This is a genomic window from Stutzerimonas sp. NM35, from assembly GCF_054604355.1.
Genome location: NZ_CM137728.1, coordinates 1,720,980 through 1,738,087, shown reverse-complemented (window position 1 = coordinate 1,738,087; position 17,108 = coordinate 1,720,980). Strand labels below are relative to the sequence as shown.

The 17,108-nt window shown below is 61.2% G+C and carries 15 protein-coding genes; 8 read left to right on the top strand and 7 right to left on the bottom strand.

The genetic code is table 11. From position 1 onward, the window contains the following. Positions 1 to 104: 104 nt before the first annotated feature. Entirely contained in the window at positions 105 to 359 is a 255-nt protein-coding gene (locus tag ACYCFC_RS08150; protein WP_037022633.1) for an Lpp/OprI family alanine-zipper lipoprotein, read from the bottom strand. Between the two features lie 443 nt (positions 360 to 802). On the opposite strand from ACYCFC_RS08150, the gene ACYCFC_RS08145 reads away from it, so the two are divergent. Further along, entirely contained in the window at positions 803 to 1,090 is a 288-nt protein-coding gene (locus ACYCFC_RS08145) for a GNAT family N-acetyltransferase (protein ID WP_181082735.1), read from the top strand. 53 nt (positions 1,091 to 1,143) lie between these two features. Here ACYCFC_RS08145 and ACYCFC_RS08140 read toward each other — a convergent pair whose 3' ends face one another. Continuing rightward, positions 1,144 to 2,220 carry a 3-deoxy-7-phosphoheptulonate synthase gene (locus ACYCFC_RS08140; RefSeq protein WP_181082736.1) on the bottom strand — a complete coding sequence of 359 codons (1,077 nt, stop codon included), beginning with the start codon at positions 2,218 to 2,220 and terminating at the stop codon, positions 1,144 to 1,146. 332 nt (positions 2,221 to 2,552) lie between these two features. On the opposite strand from ACYCFC_RS08140, the gene cysB reads away from it, so the two are divergent. Then, complete coding sequence (gene cysB / locus ACYCFC_RS08135; RefSeq protein WP_459653638.1) at positions 2,553 to 3,527, top strand: HTH-type transcriptional regulator CysB; 975 nt, start codon at positions 2,553 to 2,555, stop codon at positions 3,525 to 3,527. 92 nt (positions 3,528 to 3,619) lie between these two features. On the opposite strand, the gene ACYCFC_RS08130 is transcribed toward cysB, so the two are convergent. After that, complete coding sequence (locus ACYCFC_RS08130; protein ID WP_459653637.1) at positions 3,620 to 4,354, bottom strand: phosphoadenylyl-sulfate reductase; 735 nt, start codon at positions 4,352 to 4,354, stop codon at positions 3,620 to 3,622. Between the two features lie 185 nt (positions 4,355 to 4,539). Between ACYCFC_RS08130 and thrH the strand changes: the two genes are divergently transcribed. Further along, positions 4,540 to 5,157 carry a bifunctional phosphoserine phosphatase/homoserine phosphotransferase ThrH gene (gene thrH / locus ACYCFC_RS08125; protein ID WP_181082739.1) on the top strand — a complete coding sequence of 206 codons (618 nt, stop codon included), beginning with the start codon at positions 4,540 to 4,542 and terminating at the stop codon, positions 5,155 to 5,157. Positions 5,158 to 5,411: 254 nt separating this feature from the next. Here the strand turns inward: thrH and pabB are convergent, their stop codons facing one another. The 4 genes from pabB to rloA all read right to left on the bottom strand — a co-directional run bounded on the left by pabB (position 5,412) and on the right by rloA (position 9,925). Then, positions 5,412 to 6,758: an aminodeoxychorismate synthase component I gene (gene pabB, locus ACYCFC_RS08120; protein ID WP_459653636.1), complete on the bottom strand. Its 1,347-nt coding sequence runs from the start codon at positions 6,756 to 6,758 to the stop codon at positions 5,412 to 5,414. A gap of 108 nt (positions 6,759 to 6,866) precedes the next feature. Next, complete coding sequence (locus tag ACYCFC_RS08115; protein ID WP_459653635.1) at positions 6,867 to 7,853, bottom strand: alpha-L-glutamate ligase-like protein; 987 nt, start codon at positions 7,851 to 7,853, stop codon at positions 6,867 to 6,869. Between the two features lie 4 nt (positions 7,854 to 7,857). Continuing rightward, positions 7,858 to 9,384 (bottom strand): osmotic stress tolerance membrane protein RloB, encoded by a 1,527-nt coding sequence (rloB, locus tag ACYCFC_RS08110; protein ID WP_181082742.1) that lies wholly within the window; start codon positions 9,382 to 9,384, stop codon positions 7,858 to 7,860. A 4-nt stretch (positions 9,385 to 9,388) separates the two neighbouring features. After that, positions 9,389 to 9,925: a retropepsin-like aspartic peptidase RloA gene (gene rloA, locus ACYCFC_RS08105; protein ID WP_181082743.1), complete on the bottom strand. Its 537-nt coding sequence runs from the start codon at positions 9,923 to 9,925 to the stop codon at positions 9,389 to 9,391. A gap of 268 nt (positions 9,926 to 10,193) precedes the next feature. Between rloA and ACYCFC_RS08100 the strand changes: the two genes are divergently transcribed. The 5 genes from ACYCFC_RS08100 (at position 10,194) to prpF (ending at position 17,064) form a co-directional block, all read left to right on the top strand. After that, positions 10,194 to 10,919, top strand: coding sequence for a GntR family transcriptional regulator (locus ACYCFC_RS08100; protein ID WP_181082744.1), 726 nt, complete (start codon positions 10,194 to 10,196; stop codon positions 10,917 to 10,919). Next, positions 10,916 to 11,803 carry a methylisocitrate lyase gene (prpB, locus tag ACYCFC_RS08095; protein WP_181082745.1) on the top strand — a complete coding sequence of 296 codons (888 nt, stop codon included), beginning with the start codon at positions 10,916 to 10,918 and terminating at the stop codon, positions 11,801 to 11,803. The genes ACYCFC_RS08100 and prpB overlap by 4 nt, the downstream gene beginning before the upstream one ends. A gap of 97 nt (positions 11,804 to 11,900) precedes the next feature. Next, positions 11,901 to 13,028 carry a bifunctional 2-methylcitrate synthase/citrate synthase gene (gene prpC / locus ACYCFC_RS08090; RefSeq protein ID WP_181082746.1) on the top strand — a complete coding sequence of 376 codons (1,128 nt, stop codon included), beginning with the start codon at positions 11,901 to 11,903 and terminating at the stop codon, positions 13,026 to 13,028. Between the two features lie 74 nt (positions 13,029 to 13,102). Beyond that, positions 13,103 to 15,706 carry a Fe/S-dependent 2-methylisocitrate dehydratase AcnD gene (gene acnD, locus ACYCFC_RS08085; RefSeq protein WP_459653634.1) on the top strand — a complete coding sequence of 868 codons (2,604 nt, stop codon included), beginning with the start codon at positions 13,103 to 13,105 and terminating at the stop codon, positions 15,704 to 15,706. 170 nt (positions 15,707 to 15,876) lie between these two features. Continuing rightward, on the top strand, positions 15,877 to 17,064 hold the full coding sequence (prpF, locus tag ACYCFC_RS08080; protein ID WP_459653633.1) for a 2-methylaconitate cis-trans isomerase PrpF: 1,188 nt from the start codon (positions 15,877 to 15,879) through the stop codon (positions 17,062 to 17,064). Positions 17,065 to 17,108 lie beyond the last annotated feature (44 nt).

Here is a 17,108-nt window from a genome sequence, read left to right as displayed (position 1 = left end):
GAAAAATCTTCGCGCATAAAAAAGCCGACCTGTTTACAGGTCGGCTTTTTAACGCCTGTAATCCGCCCTGAATGGCTTTTCGGCTTTCAGGGCGGCACAGAGACTCACTTGCGGCTGGCGCGTTCCAGCATGCGCAGTGCGCGCTCGTTGGCTTCGTCAGCAGTCTGCTGAGCCTTCTGAGCGGCCTGCAGAGCTTCGTCAGCCTTGCTGTACGCTTCGTCGGCACGAGCCTGGGCGCGAGCAGCAGCGTCTTCGGTGGCGGTCAGACGAGCTTCGCCTTCTTGAGTCATGCTGTTGCTGCAACCAGTAGCCAGAACGGCAGCGAAAGCCAGAGCAGAAAGTTTCAGAACGTTGTTCATCGTGTTCCCCTTGAAATGAAATCCATGGCAACTTCCATTATGGAAAGTTGGCGGGCACATACTACCGATAAGTTTCGCCAAGTAAACTGAGGCAGACACCTGCCAGCACAGTTTTTATGCGAACTCGCCTGTTTTTCAATGGCGGCTGAGCTGTCTGGCTGAAAAACAGCCAAAGCCAGCACTTTTATCCGTTGTATTGACTCTGGCGGAAACTCAAAGTTGCACCATCGTGCCAGTTTGAGCGGCAAGTAACCGATGCTTTTCGAGACTGTGGTTTGTGGCGTCTGGCGGTTGGTTGAACAGCGCAGGCAGGTTTCAGGGGCAAGCAGCAGAGCACTGGCACGCGAGACTGCACAGAGAGATGGCGCGCGCTGTTCGCTGAAGGCATTATCAGCGTTGTACGAGGCAGGCGAGCATGCAGAACTCACATTGAAGGAGGCGTGATGAGCGACACACTGACCATCCACCATGATCGGGCAGGCCACCAGTTCGAGACGACCGTGGATGGTCATCGTGCTTATCTGGCCTATATGGATCTGGGCAAGCAAACCCTAGATATCTATCGAACCTTCGTTCCCGATGCGCTACGTGGTCGAGGCGTCGCGGCTGTTCTGGCCCGGCATGCGCTGGAATACGCCGAACGCGAGGGTTATACGGTGATTCCTTCCTGCTCGTACGTCGAGCGCTACATAGAAAAGCAGGGCAAATCGCAAGGCGGTTCCGACAGTTAGGTTCCCGAATGAAAAAACGCCGCAAGCGGCGTTTTTTCATTCGATTCTTTCAGTCAACCGCGCGCCCGTCTCGGCAGTGCCTCGGCGAGCTTGGCATGCATGCCGAGTATGGCTTTCTCGGTGGTGTCCCAGTCGATGCAGGCATCGGTAATGGATACGCCGTATTTCAAGTCCGCCAGATCCTTGGGAATCGACTGGTTTCCCCAGCCCAGGTGGCTTTCGACCATCAGTCCGACGATGGAGTTGTTGCCTTCCAGAATCTGGTTGGCGACGTTGTCCATGACCAGTGGTTGTAGCGCCGGGTCCTTGTTGGAATTGGCATGGCTGCAATCGACCATGATGTTGTGGCTGATGCCCCCCTTGCTCAGTTCCTGCTCGCATACCGCGACACTGACCGAATCGTAGTTGGGCTTGCCGTTGCCGCCGCGCAGCACCACATGGCCGTAGTTGTTGCCTTTGGTGGTGACGATGGAGACACCGCCCGCCTGGTTGATGCCGAGGAAGCGGTGCGGGCTGGACACCGATTGCAGCGCATTGATCGCCACGGTCAGGCTGCCATCGGTGCCGTTCTTGAAGCCGACCGCCGAGGACAGGCCCGAGGCCATTTCGCGGTGCGTCTGGGATTCGGTAGTACGTGCGCCGATGGCCGACCAGCTGATCAGGTCCTGCAGATACTGCGGAGAGATCGGGTCCAGGGCTTCGGTAGCAGTGGGCAGCCCCATCTCGGCCAGGTCGAGCAGCAGCTTGCGACCAATGTGCAGGCCGTCCTGGATCTTGAACGAGTCGTCCATATAGGGATCGTTGATCAGGCCCTTCCAGCCGACGGTGGTGCGCGGCTTCTCGAAGTAGACCCGCATGATCAGAAACAGGCTGTCGGACACTTTCTCGGCCAGCACCTTGAGGCGTTCGGCATATTCATGCGCGGCCTTGAGATCGTGGATCGAGCAGGGGCCGATCACGATGAACAGGCGATGATCCTTGCCATCGAGGATGTCACGAACGACCTGTCGCCCTTCGGAAACGGTCTTCAATGCGGAGGCGGTGAGCGGGAGTTCCCGTTTCAACTGCTCCGGTGTGATCAGGGTTTCGTTGGAGAAAACGTTAAGGTCGTCGATCGGTAAATCAGCCATCGTGTTACTCGTCAGGGTCACGGTTGCCGTCCGCCAGCCATCCCGGTGCGGCGGAGCAGGGCTTGGGGGCGCAGCGGGGAGGCGGAACCTTATCGCGTATCGAGTCGTTTCGACAATCACCTTGAAGTCGCAAGAGCTGGTCGGACAGCCCGCTTGGTAGTGGTTTCGTACCGGACTGCTAAGATCAAACCAAGCTATCGAATCCTGCTGTGCTTGCGGGCAAAGCGGGCAGGCAGCACATGGATAAATGATCTAGAATCGCGTGCTATCTATGCGCAAGCGTTATAAGAAGTGATGGCTATCGGATGTCACTGCTTTTTTGAGGGATTTCTATGAAGCTTCAGCAACTGCGTTACATCTGGGAGGTGGCGCATCATGACCTCAATGTCTCGGCCACCGCGCAAAGCCTGTTCACTTCGCAGCCGGGTATCAGCAAGCAGATTCGCCTGCTCGAAGATGAACTGGGTGTCGAGGTGTTTGCCCGTAGCGGCAAGCATCTGACGCGAGTCACGCCCGCTGGCGAGCGGATCATCACCACGGCTGGCGAAATTCTTCGCAAGTGCGAAAGCATCAAGCAGATTGCCCAGGAGTTTTCCAACGAAAAGAAGGGCACGCTGAGCATTGCCACTACCCATACCCAGGCCCGTTACGCCTTGCCGAGGGTCATCAGCCGGTTCATCAGTCAGTACCCCGACGTTTCCCTGCACATGCATCAGGGCACACCGCTGCAGATCGCGGAAATGGCCGCCGATGGTACCGTGGATTTCGCCATTGCCACCGAAGGGCTTGAGCTGTTCGGCGACCTGGTGATGATGCCATGCTACCGCTGGAATCGTTGCGTGGTGGTGCCGCAGGGGCATCCCTTGGCGAAACTGGAAAAGCTCACCCTGGAAGCACTCGCCGAACACCCCATCGTCACCTATGTGTTCGGCTTTACAGGGCGCTCCAAGCTCGATGAGGCCTTCAGCCATCAAGGGCTGTCACCCAAGGTTGTGTTCACGGCGGCGGATGCCGATGTCATCAAGACCTACGTGCGGCTGGGGCTGGGAGTCGGCATCGTGGCGCAGATGGCGGTAGATGCCAAGCTCGATCCCGATCTGGTCGTGCTCGACGCCAGCGAACTCTTTGAGGCCAGCGTCACCAAGATCGGCTTTCGGCGCGGTACCTTTCTGCGGGGCTTCATGTGCGATTTCATCGAAGCCTTCGCACCGCATCTGGATCGGGAAATGCTCGACAAGGCCGTGAAGTGCCGCAACAAGCTCGAACTGGAAGAGCTGTTTCAGGACGTCGAGCTGCCGACCTACTGAGCAGAGTATCGCTGTGCTTTTCCGTAGGGCCGAATTCATTCGGCCAAGGCTGCAGCAGGTGTAACGGGTTCGGCTCTGCGAACCCCGCAACCTTATTCCCTGGCGATCAGGTTGCCGGCGTGTAACCCGCATTCCTTCTGCGTGGACTCTTCCCACCACCAACGACCTTCGCGTTCGTGTTGGTTGGGCAGCACCGGGCGTGTGCAGGGTTCGCAGCCGATGCTGATGAAACCGCGCTCATGCAGGCTGTTGTAGGGAATCTCCAGCATGCGGATATAACCCCAGACTTCCTCGCTGGTCATCTGCGCCAGCGGGTTGAACTTGTACAGGGTGTTGTCTGGCGTAGAGAACGCGGTATCGATCTCCAGCACCGAAACCTGACTGCGGGTGCCGGGGCTCTGGTCGCGACGCTGGCCCGTGGCCCAGGCGCGAACGGTGGCCAGTTTGCGCCGCAGCGGTTCGATCTTGCGGATGCCGCAGCATTCGCCATGACCGTCGCGGTAGAAACTGAACAGCCCTTTCTCGTTGACCATCGTCTCCAGCAGCTTCGAATCCGGAGTCATGATCTGGATAGGGATCTTGTAATGGTCGCGCACCTGCTCGATGAAACGGTAGGTTTCGCTGTGCAGGCGACCGGTATCGAGGGTGAAGACCCGGACGTTCCTGTTCAGCTTCCAGGCCATGTCGAGCAGGACCACGTCCTCGGCGCCGCTGAAGGAAATCCACAAGTCATCGCCGAACAGGTCGAAGGCCAGCTTGAGGATCTCTTGGGGTGATTTGCCGGCGTAGGCTTCGGCCAACACGGTAACGTCAATGGATGGGCTCATCGGGCGGCTTCCTTCTATGCGGCGCTTCGGCGCTCTGAGGGCGCGGATGGTATCAAAAGGGTTTTATATCGCTAAATAACCTTTAACTACCAAGATCAAGCATTTCGAATATAAGCCTCGCATTGCTTCGCCCGTGCCGTGCCGTTAGAGTGCCGCCTTCAATTTTATGCATTGAGGAGTGGCCCGTGGAAATAGCCTGTCTCGACCTGGAAGGTGTGCTGGTTCCGGAAATCTGGATCGCCTTTGCCGAGGCCACCGGAATCGAATCGCTGCGGGCGACCACGCGGGACATTCCCGACTACGACGTGCTGATGAAGCAGCGTCTGCGCATTCTCGATGAGCACGGCCTGAAGCTGGCCGACATCCAGAAGGTTATCGCCACCCTGAAACCGCTGGATGGCGCGGTGGAGTTCGTCGACTGGCTGCGCGAACGCTTCCAGGTGGTGATCCTCTCGGACACTTTCTACGAATTCTCCCAGCCGCTGATGCGCCAGCTGGGCTTCCCCACGCTGCTGTGCCATCGCCTGATCACCGACGAATCCGATCGTGTGGTGGATTATCAGCTGCGCCAGAAGGATCCCAAGCGCCAGTCGGTCCTGGCCTTCAAGAGCCTTTACTACCGCGTCATCGCGGCGGGTGATTCGTACAACGACACCACCATGCTCAGCGAAGCCCATGCCGGCATCCTCTTTCACGCGCCGGACAACGTCATCGCCGAATTCCCACAATTCCCGGCGGTGCATACCTTCGACGAGCTGAAGCAGGAATTCATCAAGGCTTCGAACCGCAAGTTGGCGCTTTAACGGCAAGAGCCGATAAGAGCGCTTGAGGCTGGAAAGCTGGATGAGAAAAGCCGATAAGAGCGCTTGAAGCTGGAAAGCTGGACGGAAAAGCTTGATGGGGTTTTGGCATTAGGCTACACGCTGTCCAGCCTCCAGCCTCCAGCCTCCAGCCTCCAGCCTCTGTAGGTCGGCTCACGCTTCACCGAGCCGACGAGCGGAGCCAGGTGGATGTAAAAAGCGGCATCCACCCTACATTGCAGCTTGCAGCTTGCAGCTTATAGCCCCTCCAGCGTCCCCAGCAGCACCTTCACCTTGTCGATCGACTCCTGATATTCGGCTTGCCATTCGGAGTCGGCGACGATGCCGCCACCGCCCCAGCAATTGATCTGTCCGTCCTGGACGAGCAGGGTGCGAATGGCGATGGAGCTGTCCATTTCCCCGCGCACATCGATATACAGCAACGAGCCGCAGTAGATGGCACGACGGGTGGCTTCCAGTTCGTCGATGATCTGCATGGCGCGGATTTTCGGTGCGCCAGTGATCGAGCCACCGGGAAAGCTGCCGGCCAGCAGGTCGAAGGCGTCCTTGTCTTCGGCAAGACGACCGCTGACGCAACTGACCAGATGGTGCACGTTGGGATAGCTTTCCAGCGCGAACAGCTCCGGCGTCTGCACGCTGCCGGTTCGGCAACTGCGGCCCAGATCGTTGCGCAGCAGGTCGACGATCATCAGGTTTTCGGCACGATCCTTCTGGCTGTCGAGCAGCGCTTGCGCCTGTGCGGCGTCGCTTGGCGCGTCCTGTCCGCGAGGGCGCGTACCCTTGATCGGGCGCGTCTCCACCTCGCCCTGGCTCAGGCGCAGAAAGCGTTCCGGTGACAGGCTGGCGATGGCGCCGTGCTCCAGCGCCACAAAGCCCGAATAAGGTGTCGGACAGGCTGCACGCAGCGCCCGGTAGGCGACCCAGGCATCGCCCTGGCAAGCGGCGCGAAAACGCTGGGCGAAATTCACCTGATAGCAGTCGCCGGCCTGGATGTATTGCTGGATGCGTTCGATGGCCTGGCGATAGCCGTCCACCTCCAGATCGGCGGTAAAGGGACCGAGCAGGGCAAAGCCTGTGTTGTCGACAGCGCTCGAAGCGGGTGCGCCGAAGAGGTCGATCAGCCGTTCACGCTCATTGCCTGCCAGCGAAGGATGGAAGACCAACTGACTGCTGCGCTGCTGGTGATCGGTTATCAGCGCCCAGGGATAAAGCCCGAAGCGGGCGGCGGGAAAGTCGATATCAGCCTGCGCCTGCTGCGGCAACCTTTCCAGCAGCCTGCCGAAGTCGTAGCTGAGCAAGCCGAGCAGGCCGCCGATGAAGGGCAGTTCGCAACCCTCGGGTGCGCTGGCCGCGCCCAGTTGCCGCAAGGCCTGGCGTAAACGCTGGAAAAAGTCTGCTGCGGATTCTTCGGCAGTGGGTTGGAGAATCCGCTGCGGCCAGGCGCTCAGCAGATCGTAGCGTCCGCGCTCGGCGACCGGGCGGCCCGAGTCCAGCAGTACCGCGCCGGGGGCGTGGCGAATGCGCTCGAACCAAGACGCGGGGTCGGCTTGATAAGGCAGTGGGTGCAGCGTGCAGATGGGCATGGGCTGGGTCGGTGTGGGGCCGCTCGCAGGCCGTTGGAAAACTACCTGCGTTGGCAATACTTCGTTAAAAACAGCCTGCTGGTCATGGCGCGAGCGGCCCGGTGTGGATCAGTCAGCGTGGGGCGGAACGTGTCCGAACAGCTCCTGGGCGAATTTCACCCGCTCTTCGGGCGTTTCCTTGATGCCTTTTTCCTTGAGTTCCGCCAGCCGGGTTTCCACCGCCTGTGCCCGGTGGGTCAGGCCGCAATCGTTGGCGATCTGGATGTTCAGACCGGGGCGGGCGTTGAGTTCGAGGATCAGGGGGCCTTTTTCCTCATCGAGCACCATGTCGACGCCGATGTAGCCCAGGCCGCACAACTCATGGCAGCCGGCGGCGAGCGTCATGAAACCGTCCCAGTTGGGCAGTTGCACACCGTCCACCGCATTGGTGGTGTCGGGGTGCTTGGTGATCTTGTTGTTCAGCCAGGTGCCGCGCAGGGTGATGCCGGTGGCCAGGTCCACGCCGACGCCGATGGCGCCCTGGTGCAGGTTGGCCTTGCCGCCCGACTGGCGTGTGGGCAGACGCAGCATGGCCATCACCGGGTAGCCCATCAGCACGATGATGCGGATGTCCGGCACGCCTTCGTAGCTGATGCTCTTGAAGATCGGGTCGGGCGTCACGCGGTACTCGATCAGCGCGCGGTCGCGCAGGCCACCCAGCGAGTAGAGGCCGGTGAGTATGTTGGAGATCTGATGCTCGATCTCCTCGTGGGTGATGATCTTGCCCGACACCGTCCGGTAGCGGCCCTCGAAGCGATCGGCGATCACCAGGATGCCGTCGCCGCCGGCACCCTGGGCCGGCTTGACGACGAAGTCGGGGTGATCCTTGACGATCTCCTTGAGCTTCTCGATGTCCTTTTCGGTCTCGATGATGCCGTACATCTCCGGCACATCGATGCCGGCCTCGATGGCGCGCTCCTTGGTGATGATCTTGTCATCGACGATCGGATACAGGTTGCGCTTGTTGTACTTGAGCACGTAGTCCGCGTTGCGGCGGTTGATGCCCATGATCCCTTTGGCTTCCAGCGCCTTCCACGTCTTGATCAGACCGAACATGGGCTCAATCCTTCAGAAAGGCTTTGAAACGAAACAGCTCGGTCAGGCGGTAGCCGCGGTAGCGACCCATCGCCAGCATGAAGCCCACCATGATCAGCAGCACCGCCGGGAAGGTGAAGATGAAGTAGGTCAGCTCTGGAATGTTCATCAGCATGAACGACAGGCTGGCCGCGATCAGAGTACCGACCGCCACCTTGAAGGCGTGGCCGCCGCCGCGTTCTTCCCAGGTGATGGACAGGCGTTCGATGGTCATGGTCAGGATCACCATCGGGAACAGCGATACCGAGAGGCCGCGTTCCAGCCCGAGCTTGTGACTGAACAGGCTGATCACCGCAATCAGCACCACGACGAAGGTCAGCACCACCGACAGGCGCGGCAGCATCTGCAGCTTGAGGTGTTCCAGATACGAGCGCAGCGACAGGCCCAGCGCGGTGATCACGGTAAACAGGATGATGCCGAAACCGATCTGGGTTTCGCGGAAGGCGAGGGCGATCAGTACCGGGGTGAAGGTGCCGAGGGTCTGCAGGCCGCCGAGGTTGCGCAGAATCAGGATCACCAGCACGCCGATGGGGATCATGATCATGATCTGGTAGGTCTGCTGGGTCTGCAGCGGCAGGCCGTAGAGCGAGTATTCGAGGAAATCCGCGTCGGTGTTCTCGTCGGTCAGCTTGGCCAGGCGAATCGCGTTCATCTCGCTGCTGTTGAGGGTGAAGGTCACCTGCGGGTTGCGTCCGCCTTCCAGGGTGACCAGCGGCTCGTCGCCGGTCCACCAGACCAGGCGGTCCTGCGGCAGGCCCTGTTCGCCGGTTTCGGGGTTGAAGTACAGCCACCTGTCGCCATTGAAACTGCGCAGCCACAGCTCCGGCGTTTGCGCCACGTCGGACAGCAGTCGCACCGTATGCACGCGCTCCATGGGCACGTGGGCGATGGACAGCAGCAATTCGATCACGCGGGCCTTGTTCGCCGTGGCCGAGTCGCCGCCGAGGAGCAGTTTCACGTTGTCATCATTGGCATTGTTGACACGCTTGATGGCTTCACTGATGAAGGTTTCGACGTCCGCCGAGTGCTGGCGAATCGGCGAGAGCAGGGCCTCGGCGGCGATTTTCTCCGCGCCTTCGACCGGAATGCTGTCGCGGAAGATCGGGCCGCTGGCCTTGGTCTGTTCGCCGCTATAGCGCTTGGTCAGCACCAGGCGGTAATAGAGTGTCTGCTTGCCCGTGACGCGGCGCGCCGACCAGGTGACCCGGCGGTTGCCATCGGCGCGGTTGATGCTGACGCCATAGTTGTTGGAGATGAAACTCTCGTTGAGGCTGACGAATTCCTGATTCAGCGGCGGCACGTACATCTGCAGCTTGACCGGCTCGCGCGGATTGGCCTGGAACTCGACCTTGGCATCGATATTCCACAGATCATCGGTTTCGTCTTCGGTCACCGGAATGCCGAGAATGAAGATCTGGTAGGCCGTTATCGCAATGCCCAGCGTGACAAGCAGGAAGATCAGAACTTTCAGATGCAGGGTTAGCGCGCGCATGGGGTCACTCGTCAGCGTCGGATTCGGTGATGCAGCCGGGCTTGCCGGCGACGTAAGTAAGGCTTGGATCGACCAGCGCACCGAAGCGGGTCAGGGCATCGGAACCAATCAGAAGTGGGTATTGGAAAGCGCTGCGGTCCGTGAGGTTCACTTCAATGGTGCGCAGTGCCTTGCCCATGCACAGCTCAAGCTCGATGACGGGACGCGCCGTGTAGGTTTTTTCTTCTTCCGGGTCGAAGTCTCCGGCACGCCGCTTGATCTTGCTGATACGCGCCAACGGACGTTCGATGGGGTGGCTGTGCGCGCTGTCGATGGCCAGATAAAAGCGTACCCAGGACTCTCCGTTGCGCTTGAAACGAGTGATGTCGCTTGCGCTGAGCGAAGCCGTCTGGGCGCCGGTGTCGAGCTTGGCGGGCACTTCCAGACCGAAGTCGGGCAGCGCCACATGTTCGTTCAGTCCATAAATGGTCTTGTCGGCGGCCAGGCCAATCGAGGGCGAGAAACATGCGCAGAGCAGCAGGGAGTAGGCTTTGACTCTCATGGAACCTGTGGTCTTCGAGATTGGAAACGAATGGCCGGAACCGGCCCATGCTTTTGTCATTGTTGCCGCAGGCGGGCGCCGACACTGCGAAGGCCAGCATTCTAGCATGCTGGTTTCAGGGTCGCGACAGCGTAACCGGACGGCTCGAACAGCACCTGTGCCATCTCCGACTTTAGTCATATTGTTGACAATTATCCCTGTGCTGATTTGACTGCCGGGCAATCGCGGCGTAATTTGCGGGCATTGAAATGGTCAAGTGTTGACAATCATGCTCGATACACTGGAATTTCCCACGGCAATACAGCAAGCGGACAGCGGCACGCTGTCCGAGCACGTGTTCCGGCTGATCCAGGCGGCCATCGTCAAGGGCGATATTGCGCCGGGCAGCAAGATTTCCGAACCGGAATTGGCGCGTACCTACGGCATCAGTCGCGGTCCGCTGCGTGAGGCGATTCACCGCCTCGAAGGGCAGAAGCTGCTGGTGCGCATTCCCCATGTGGGCGCCCGCGTGGTCTCGCTCAGCCATGCCGAACTGATCGAACTCTATGAAATCCGCGAGTCACTGGAAGGCATGGCCTGCCGGCTGGCTGCCGAGCGCATGAGCGACGCCGAGATCGAAGAGCTGCGCCGCGTGCTGGGTACGCACGAACGCGACGAGGCCTTCCAGGCGGGCGTCGGTTATTACCAGCAGGAAGGCGATTTCGATTTCCATTACCGGATCATCCAGGGCAGCGGCAACCGCACCCTGGCCAAGCTGTTGTGCGACGAGCTTTACCAGCTGGTGCGCATGTACCGCATCCAGTTTTCCACCACGCCGAACCGTCCGCATCAGGCCTTCGCCGAACACCACCGCATCCTCGATGCCATCGCCGAACGCGATGGCGAGCTGGCGGAGCTGCTGATGCGCCGCCATATCGCCGCTTCCAAGCGCAATGTTGAGCGCCACTTCAAGGGCGTTCTCGAACACACACCATATAAAAGGGGTAATGCATGACTCTTCCTTCTGCCGGTCAGCGTTTCCGCGACGCCGTGGCCAGTGAACATCCGCTGCAGGTCGTCGGCGCCATCAACGCCAACCATGCCCTGCTGGCCAAGCGCGCCGGCTTCAAGGCCATCTACCTGTCCGGTGGCGGTGTCGCCGCCGGTTCGCTGGGGCTGCCGGATCTGGGCATCACCGGGCTCGACGACGTGCTGACCGACGTGCGTCGCATCACCGATGTCTGCGATCTGCCTCTGCTGGTGGATGTGGACACCGGCTTCGGTTCCTCGGCCTTCAACGTGGCGCGTACCGTCAAGTCGATGATCAAGTTCGGTGCGGCGGCGATCCACATCGAGGATCAGGTCGGCGCCAAGCGCTGCGGCCACCGTCCCAACAAGGAAATCGTCTCCCAGCAGGAAATGGTCGACCGCATCAAGGCCGCCGTCGATGCCCGTACCGATGACAGCTTCGTGATCATGGCGCGTACCGATGCGCTGGCCGTCGAAGGCCTGAATGCCGCTCTGGATCGCGCCGCTGCCTGCATCGAGGCCGGCGCCGACATGATCTTCCCGGAAGCCATCACCGAACTGGCCATGTACAAGACCTTCGCCGACCGCGTGAAAGCGCCGATCCTGGCCAACATCACCGAATTCGGCGCCACGCCGCTGTACACCACCGAAGAACTGGCCAGCGTCGACGTGTCCCTGGTGCTGTACCCCTTGTCGGCGTTCCGCGCCATGAACAAGGCGGCGGAGAATGTCTACACCGCGCTGCGCCGCGACGGCACGCAGAAGAATGTGGTCGACACCATGCAGACCCGGATGGAGCTGTACGACCGCATCAACTACCACGCCTTCGAGCAAAGCCTCGATGCGCTGTTCGCCCAGAAGAAGAGCTGAGTGGTGGCTGGCTCCGACCGTCATGACGCTCGGAGTCGGCGGGTCTTCATCGATGCAAGTTGAAATATCCCGAATAAATCCAATAAGGAGATAACCCATGGCTGAAGCAAAAGTATTGACCGGGGCAGGCCTTCGCGGCCAGATCGCAGGTCAGACTGCACTGTGCACCGTCGGCAAGACCGGCGCCGGGCTGACCTACCGCGGCTACGACGTGCGCGACCTGGCTGCTGAATGCGATTTCGAGGAAGTGGCCTACCTGCTGTTCTACGGTGAACTGCCCACCGGCGAGCAACTGGTTGCCTACAAGAACCGCCTGAAGACCCTGCGTGACCTGCCGCAGACCCTCAAGGAAGTGCTGGAGCGCATCCCGGCCAGCGCTCACCCGATGGATGTCATGCGTACCGGCACCTCGATGCTGGGCAACCTGGAACCTGAAGTCAGCTTCGAGCAGCAGCGCGATGTCGCCGAGCGCCTGATGGCCGCTTACCCGGCGATCATGTGCTACTGGTACCGCTACAGCCATGAAGGCGTACGCATCAACTGCACCAGCGACGAAGACACCCTGGGCGGCCACTTCCTCGCGCTGCTGCACGGCAAGAAGCCGAGCGACCTGCACGTCAAGGTGATGAACGTTTCGCTGATCCTCTACGCGGAGCATGAGTTCAACGCCTCGACCTTCACCGCGCGCGTCTGTGCCTCGACGCTGTCCGACCTCTACTCCTGCGTGACCGGCGCCATCGGTTCGCTGCGTGGCCCGCTGCACGGCGGCGCCAACGAGGCGGCAATGGACATGATCGAGCAGTGGAAGAGCCCCGAAGAGGCCCGCGAAGCCATCCTCGGCATGCTCGAGCGCAAGGACAAGATCATGGGCTTCGGTCACGCCATCTATAGCGTTTCCGACCCGCGCAACGAGGTCATCAAGGTCTGGGCCAAGCAGCTGGCCGACGAAGTTGGCGACACCGTGCTCTATCCGGTATCGGTAGCCGTCGACGAGACCATGTGGGAGCAGAAGAAGCTCTTCCCCAACGCCGACTTCTACCATGCCTCGGCTTACCACTTCATGGGCATTCCCACCAAGCTGTTCACGCCGATCTTTGTCTGCTCGCGTGTAACCGGCTGGGCCTCCCATGTGTTCGAACAGCGCGGCAACAACCGGATCATTCGGCCAAGCGCCGATTACATCGGTCCGGAACAGCGCAAGGTCGTACCGATCGCCGAGCGTTGATCGGATAAGGGGGAGACCGCGAGGGCTCCCCTTTCCTTGCTTCACGGAACATTACTGGATTGAGTTCTTCCGGCATGAATACAGAACACCGCAAACCTCTGCCTGGCACCCTGCTTGATTATTTCGATACCCGCGCGGCGGTCGAAGCCATCCAGCCCGGCGCCTATGACAAACTGCCCTATACCTCCCGCGTGCTGGCCGAACAGCTGGTGCGCCGTTGCGATCCGGCGATGCTGAGCGATTCGCTGAAGCAGCTCGTCGAGCGCAGGCAGGACCTGGATTTCCCTTGGTACCCGGCACGTGTGGTGTGCCATGACATCCTCGGCCAGACCGCGCTGGTGGACCTTGCCGGCCTGCGTGATGCGATTGCCGAGCAGGGGGGCGATCCGTCCAAGGTCAATCCAGTGGTGCCGACCCAGCTGATCGTCGATCACTCGCTGGCGGTGGAGCATGCCGGCTTCGATCCGGATGCCTTCGAGAAGAACCGCTCCGTTGAAGAGCGTCGCAACGAAGACCGCTTTCACTTTATCGAGTGGACCAAGACAGCATTCAAGAACGTCGATGTGATCCCTGCCGGCAACGGGATCATGCACCAGATCAACCTTGAGAAAATGAGTCCGGTGATCCAGGCGCGCGGCGGCGTGGCTTTCCCTGACACTTGCGTTGGCACTGACAGCCACACGCCACACGTCGATGCCCTGGGCGTGATCGCCATCGGCGTCGGTGGCCTGGAAGCTGAAACCGTCATGCTTGGCCGTCCGTCGATGATGCGCCTGCCCGATATCGTCGGCGTGCGCCTGACCGGCAAGCGCCAGCCCGGCATCACCGCCACCGATATCGTCCTGGCCCTGACCGAGTTCCTGCGTCAGGAGCGCGTGGTCGGTGCCTGGGTCGAGTTCTTCGGCGAGGGCGCCGACAGCCTGTCCATCGGCGACCGCGCCACCATCTCCAATATGTGCCCGGAATACGGTGCGACGGCGGCGATGTTCTACATCGACCAGCAGACCATCGAATACCTCAAGCTGACCGGTCGCGAGTCGGAGCAGGTCGCGCTGGTCGAGAACTACGCCCGGACCACCGGCCTCTGGGCCGATGCGCTGAAGACCGCCGAGTACGAGCGCGTGCTGTCGTTCGACCTGTCCAGCGTCGTGCGCAACATGGCTGGTCCGAGCAACCCGCACCGTCGCCTGCCGACCTCGGCACTGCACGAACGCGGCATCGCCGACGAGGCCAAGCTGGAAGCCGGTAAAGCCGAGGAAGCGGAAGGGCTGATGCCCGATGGCGCCGTGATCATCGCGGCCATCACCAGCTGCACCAACACCTCCAACCCGCGCAACGTGGTCGCTGCAGGCCTGGTGGCGAAAAAGGCCAACGAACTCGGCCTGCTGCGCAAGCCCTGGGTCAAGACTTCCTTCGCTCCGGGTTCCAAGGTCGCCAGGCTCTATCTGGAAGAGGCCGGCCTGCTGCCCGAGCTGGAAAAGCTCGGCTTCGGCATCGTCGGCTACGCCTGCACCACCTGCAACGGCATGTCCGGCGCGCTGGACCCGGTGATCCAGCAGGAAATCATCGACCGCGACCTGTACGCCACTGCCGTATTGTCCGGCAACCGCAACTTCGATGGCCGTATTCACCCCTATGCCAAGCAGGCCTTCCTTGCCTCGCCGCCGCTGGTGGTCGCCTATGCCATCGCCGGCACCGTGCGCTTCGACATCGAGCAGGATGTGCTGGGCCATGACGCCCAGGGCAACCCCGTCACCCTCAAGGATCTGTGGCCGAGCGACGAGGAAATCGACGCTATCGTCGCCGCCTCGGTGAAGCCGGAGCAGTTCCATCAGGTCTACATTCCGATGTTCGACCTCGGCGCAGTGCAGGAGGCCGAAAGCCCGCTGTACGACTGGCGACCGATGTCCACCTATATCCGTCGTCCGCCTTACTGGGAAGGCGCGCTGGCCGGCGAACGCACGCTCAAGGGCATGCGCCCGCTGGCGGTGCTGCCGGACAACATCACCACCGACCACCTGTCGCCATCCAACGCCATCCTGCTGGACAGCGCCGCGGGTGAATACCTGCACAAGATGGGCCTGCCGGAAGAGGACTTCAACTCCTACGCCACCCACCGTGGTGATCACCTCACGGCGCAGCGCGCCACCTTCGCCAACCCGCAGCTGGTCAACGAAATGGCCGTGGTCGAGGGTCAGGTGAAGAAGGGTTCGCTGGCGCGCGTCGAGCCGGAAGGCACCGTCATGCGCATGTGGGAAGCCATCGAAACCTACATGAACCGCAAGCAGCCGCTGATCATCATCGCCGGCGCCGACTATGGTCAGGGTTCGTCCCGTGACTGGGCGGCCAAGGGCGTGCGCCTGGCAGGTGTGGAAGCCATCGTCGCCGAAGGTTTCGAGCGCATCCACCGCACCAACCTGGTGGGCATGGGCGTGTTGCCGCTGGAGTTCAAGCCGGGCACCGACCGCAAGACCCTGGGTATCGACGGCACCGAGACTTTCGATGTGATCGGTGAGCGCACGCCGCGTGCCGAGCTGACGCTGGTGATCCGCCGCCGGAATGGCGAAACCCTCGAGGTGCCGGTGATCTGCCGTCTGGATACCGCCGACGAAGTCTCCGTCTACGAGGCGGGTGGCGTACTGCAGCGCTTCGCCAAGGATTTCCTCGGGCAGGCCTGACGTCGCGATGTAGGGTGGATGTCGCTTCTTACATCCACCGCGCCACCGCTCGGTGGTTCGCCACCCGGTGGATCGCCACCCGGTGAATCGGTAAAGCGTGATCCACCCTACGTCTGCATTCCATTCCCGCTGCCGCCCTCTGGCGGCAACGTTCATGAGGACTCGTTTTCATGGCTCATGCACCCCAGATCAAGATTCCCGCTACCTATATGCGTGGCGGCACCAGCAAGGGCGTGTTTTTCCGCCTGCAGGACCTGCCCGAGCGCTGCCAGGTGCCGGGCAAGGCCCGCGACAAGCTGTTCATGCGCGTGATCGGCGGCCCCGACCCTTATGCCGCGCATATCGACGGCATGGGCGGCGCCACCTCCAGCACCAGCAAGTGCGTGATCCTGTCGAAAAGCAGCCAGCCGGACCACGACGTGGACTACCTCTACGGCCAGGTTTCCATCGACAAGCCCTTCGTCGACTGGAGCGGCAACTGCGGCAACCTGTCCACCGGTGCCGGCGCCTTCGCCATCCACGCAGGCCTGGTCGACCCATCGCGGATTCCCGAGAATGGCACCTGCGTGGTGCGTATCTGGCAGGCCAATATCCAGAAAACCATCATCGCCCATGTACCGGTCAGCAATGGCCAGGTACAGGAAACCGGTGATTTCGAGCTGGATGGCGTGACCTTCCCAGCGGCGGAAATCGTGCTGGAATTTCTCGATCCGTCCGATGACGGCGAAGAGGGCGGTTCGATGTTCCCCACCGGCAGCCTGGTCGATGTGCTCGACGTTCCCGGCATCGGTACGCTCAAGGCGACCATGATCAGCGCCGGCATTCCTACCGTGTTCGTCAATGCCGAAGACATCGGCTATCAGGGCACCGAACTGCGCGAAGACATCAACGGCAATCCCGAGGCGCTGGCACGTCTGGAGGCTATTCGCGTGGCGGGCGCGCTGCGCATGGGACTGATCAAGACGGCAGAAGAGGCATTGACCCGCCAACACACGCCGAAGGTCGCCTTCGTTTCCAGCCCGAAAACCTACGCGGCGTCCAGCGGCAAGAGCATCGAGGCCGGCGAAGTGGACCTGCTGGTCCGCGCGCTGTCCATGGGCAAGCTGCACCACGCCATGATGGGCACCTGCGCGGTGGCCATCGGCACGGCGGCGGCGGTACCCGGCACGCTGGTCAACCTGGCAGCGGGCGGCGGTGAGCGTGAGGCGGTACGTTTCGGACATCCGTCCGGCACGTTGCGTGTCGGCGCCGAGGCGAAGCAGATCGATGATCAGTGGACGGTGACCAAGGCCATCATGAGCCGCAGTGCGCGGATACTGATGGAAGGCTGGGTGCGTGTTCCCGAGGATGCGTTCTGAGGGGCGTCGAGCCCCGAAGCGGATTTATCGCGGCGTGAAAAGCA